The sequence below is a fragment of the bacterium genome, from assembly GCA_030654305.1.
Classification (GTDB): domain Bacteria; phylum Krumholzibacteriota; class Krumholzibacteriia; order LZORAL124-64-63; family LZORAL124-64-63; genus PNOJ01.
Genome location: JAURXS010000111.1, coordinates 1 through 3,745 on the forward strand (window position 1 = coordinate 1; position 3,745 = coordinate 3,745).

General features: G+C 69.4%; 4 protein-coding genes. 3 read left to right on the forward strand and 1 reads right to left on the reverse strand.

What is annotated here, in order from left to right:
• The 3 genes from Q7W29_02995 to Q7W29_03005 all read left to right on the forward strand — a co-directional run.
• A partial coding sequence (locus tag Q7W29_02995) for a hypothetical protein (protein MDO9170776.1) occupies positions 1-619 on the forward strand: 619 nt, incomplete at its 5' end.
• A 175-nt stretch (positions 620-794) separates the two neighbouring features.
• A complete protein-coding gene (locus tag Q7W29_03000; protein ID MDO9170777.1) occupies positions 795-2,180 on the forward strand; it encodes a hypothetical protein in 1,386 nt (461 codons plus the stop codon).
• Positions 2,181-2,188: 8 nt separating this feature from the next.
• Positions 2,189-2,815, forward strand: a complete 627-nt coding sequence (locus Q7W29_03005) for a class II aldolase/adducin family protein (GenBank protein MDO9170778.1) — start codon at positions 2,189-2,191, stop codon at positions 2,813-2,815.
• A 64-nt stretch (positions 2,816-2,879) separates the two neighbouring features.
• On the opposite strand, the gene Q7W29_03010 is transcribed toward Q7W29_03005, so the two are convergent.
• Positions 2,880-3,745: alginate export family protein (locus Q7W29_03010; protein MDO9170779.1), on the reverse strand; the 866-nt coding region annotated here is incomplete at its 5' end.

A 3,745-nucleotide genomic window follows, 5' to 3' on the forward strand; every position in this document is an offset into this window, starting at 1 on the left:
GCTCGAACTCGCCCACGTCCTGATCGATTACGGGCTGCTGAGCGAGGCGACGGCGACGCTGGCGAACGCGACGGGGATCTGCGACCAGGACGACCCGCGCCTGTTGAGGGCCCGGGTGCGCTGCCGGCTGGCCGACGGCGACCCGGTCGCCGCGTTGCCGGATCTGGAGCGTCTCCACGTCTTGGCGCCCACCCCGCAGAGCGGGCAGCAGCTGGCCCTGGCCCGCCTGCGCGCCGGCCAGCCCGAGGCGGCCAGGCTCCTGTTGGCGCCGCGCTGGCGCAACGATCTCGACGATCAGGGCCTGAGGATCCTGCTGGAGGCCGACGCCGTCCTCGGCGATCCCGAGCGCGCCGTCTCGCTGGCGCTGTCCCTGGGCGAGGGGGGAGCCCGTCTCCCGCGTGACGCCCAGGTCTGGTCCCAGGCCGCCCTGGTGTGCATCGGGTCGAATCGCGACCCCGAGGGGCTGATCCTCATCGACCGGGCCATCGCCCTGTCGCCCGACGATCCCGCGTTGCGCCACAACCGCGTGCTCCTGCTGAAACGTCTGGGCCGGGCCGACGAAGCGGAGCGGGAGTGGGCGCGGGTCCTGGCCCTGGATCCGTCCCGGACCCCCGACTGAACGTTCGCCCGGACCGGCGACCGTCCCGCCGGCGGTCAAGTCTCGGTTGATTTCAGGCCCGCCTTGCCCTTACTTTGAATTGAGTTTGGTTCGATGCCTCAACGCCGCAGCCTCGGTCCCGACCGGAACCGGTCGCGGCGGCGGCCGTGCCGGATTCCGGGAGGTCGAGATCTTGATGAAGAAGCTGGATCCGCGCGCCGGCCCGCTCGCCGCCGTGGCCGCAGCCGCCGCGCTGCTGGCGATCGGCTGCTCTCTGGAGCCGGAAGCCTCGGAAACGCTGGACATCTCCGGCAACCACAGCACCGGCGATCTGGTCATGGTCACCGCGGACACCTCGTCGGACGGCTACCAGTACCTCGAGCCCGATCTCTCGCCCGACGGCACCCGTCTCGCCTTCACCATCGACTGGCTGGCGATCACCCCTCCGGGTCAGCCGCCCGATGTGCCCCCGCTGATCCGCCAGCTGGCGGTCATGCCGCTGCAGGTGCAGGTCAGCCCGAAGTTGAACCTGCGCGAGCAGGGCGCGGCCCTGGTGCTGATGAACAACCTGCGCATGAACACCGGCTCGACCCAGCCGCAGATCTTCCCGAACCGGGACTGCCAGAAGGGGACGCCGCGCTGGCTCAACGACGACGACCTCATCTTCTGGATGGACACCACGATCCGCGGCTCGCGGCTCTTCCGCACCCGGATCCCGCCCAACTTCGTCCACGGGCAGGATCTCGACATCGAACTCGTGCTGCGCGAGCCCGACGACGACCTGGATATCGGCTGGAAGTACTGGGAACACATGTCGCCCAGCGTGTCGCCGAACGGGCGATGGATCGCCTTCTCCCGCTACGGCCATACGGATGCCGATTCGTTGTCCCAGGCGACGGACCAGGCCATCTGGGTCTGCGCCGTCCCCGCCGCGGGCGAACTCAGTCAGCTGGCGTTCCCGATCACCCGCGAAGTGTCCATCTGCGACTCCCCCTCCTGGTCGCCGGACGGCCGCCGGATCGTCTTCTCGGCCACGCTCGACATCGCGGACATCAGCGACTTCACCACCCGCGAACTGTTCACCGTGGACTTCGACACCACGGGCCTGGCCGCCAACGGCGAGGTCGTGCTGGACCGGGGCCTCGCGCGCCTGACGACCTCGCCGCCGACGGCGGGCAGCAACTTCATCGTCCGCAACATGGAGCCGTCCTACAGCCCCGACGGCACCTCGGTCATCTTCGTCTCGGACCGCCGCGTGCCGACGATCACGCTGAACGAGCGCAACATCTGGCGGATCCCCGCCGACGGCAGCCTCGAGCCCCGTCTCCTGTTCTTCACGCGCTCCGACGACCAGGGCGCCTTCTACACCGGCCGCACGCCCGACGAGATCCTCCTGACCAGCGGGGTCGGGTTCCCGACCGAGATGCTGGACGCGCTCTGGACGGCCGCCTACGACAGCATCACGGCGGTCCACCCGGACTTCACCGCGGTCCAGATCGAAGCCCTCGCCGACCAGCAGCGCGAGCAGCTCGAGTTCTTCGAGGGTGTGATGACCCACCTCTACCTGTTCAGCAACTGGTAGAGCGGCCGATGGCACACGACGCCCGACCCGCCGACGAGATCGTCCGGGTCGGGCGTCTGCTTTGCGAACGGCGCTACGTGGTGGCGGGGGAGGGGAACCTGTCGGTGAGGCTCGGCCCGGGGCGCTACCTGGTCACCCCGGCCGGCGCCGCCAAGGGCGATCTCGCCCCGGGCGACCTGGTCGAGGTCGACGACGACGGCCGCCCTTCCGGTCCGGGTCGGCCCAGTTCGGAGTGGCGCCTCCACGCCGAGATCTACCGCCGCCGACCCGATGTCTCGGCTGTCTGCCACGCCCACCCGCCGCACGCGACCGCCTACGCCTGCGCGCGCCGCGCCCTGCCCGCCACGATCCTGCCCGAAGCCGTGCTGCTGCTCGGCGGCGAGGTCCCGCTCGCCCCCTACGCCACCCCCGGCACCGACGAAGTCGCCGCCTCGATCCGGTCGCTCATCGCGCACCACCAGGCGCTCCTGCTGTCGAACCACGGCGTGGTGGCGGTGGGGGGCTCGCTTGCGGAAGCCTACCGGCGGCTCGAGACGGTGGAGAGGGTGGCGGAGGTGGGGTTGGCGGCGGAAAAACTGGGCGGGGCCGTCCGCCTGACCCCCCAGCAGGTCCGCCGGTTGCACGACGCGTCCTGAGGAAACGGCAGAGGCGAGGCCGCGGGGCCTCGCCTCTGGCAGGGACGATTTCGGGGTCGGAACTCTAGAAGTACAGGTGGGCGCCGGCCCAGACGAAGTACTCGGCGTCCCCGGGCGCCAGGTAGAGGTCCGCCGTATCCTCGTACGTGAACATGCCCATCCCGCCCTCGAGGTCCACGTCGGCGTTGAGCATGTAGTTCAGCTTGATGTCCAGCTCGCTGCCGATCGCGTCGTCGGCGCCCGTGTCCACGTCCTCGGTGAACAGGAAGAAGTCGGCCGCGACGTCGAGGCTCTCGATGGGCGTGAAGCCGCCGGCGAAGCGCATAGCCGTGACGTTGTTCCAGCCCTGGACGTTCATGATGCCCAGGTACTCGCTCTGCGAGCCGTAGGGCGAGCCGAAGGCCTCGTTCTCCGGCGTCGCGGCGTCGTCGCCGCTGGCGAAGTTGTACTCGAAGCCGATGTACGGCTCGATCGTGCTGTCGAAGTCGTAGAACAGGCCGGTGTACCAGCCCAGGGCGGACAGGTCGCGCTCCGCGGGCAGGTAGGTGGTGCCGGTCTGGACCACGGCCTCGCCGTAGAAGTGCAGGCCGTTGCTGACGTAGTCGACCAGGCCGCCGAAGATCATCGTGCGGTCGTTGTCGACATCGGGGCTGGCCCAGTTCTCGTAGGTCAGCATCATGGCGTAGGGCTCGAACCAGAAGTTCTCATTGGCGTCGTAGTGCATGTAGAGGCCGGTGATGTTGTCGTCGCCGGAGCCGGAGCCGTACTTGCCGGCGTAGGTCTCCTGCAGCTTGAAGTTGAAGTAGTCCAGCCAACCGCTCTCGAAGCTGTAGCGGCCGTGGGCGCCGTCGAACAGGATGTTCGTCGCCAGGTCCCAGTCCTCGACGCCGATGACGCGCTCGCGGCCGTAGGCGACCGGCATGCGGCCCA

Coding starts and splice junctions, on each gene's coding strand:
- Q7W29_03000 (MDO9170777.1), top strand. CDS start 795: ATGAAGAAGCTGGATCCGCGCGCCGGCCCGCTCGCCGCCGTGGCCGCA.
- Q7W29_03005 (MDO9170778.1), top strand. CDS start 2,189: ATGGCACACGACGCCCGACCCGCCGACGAGATCGTCCGGGTCGGGCGT.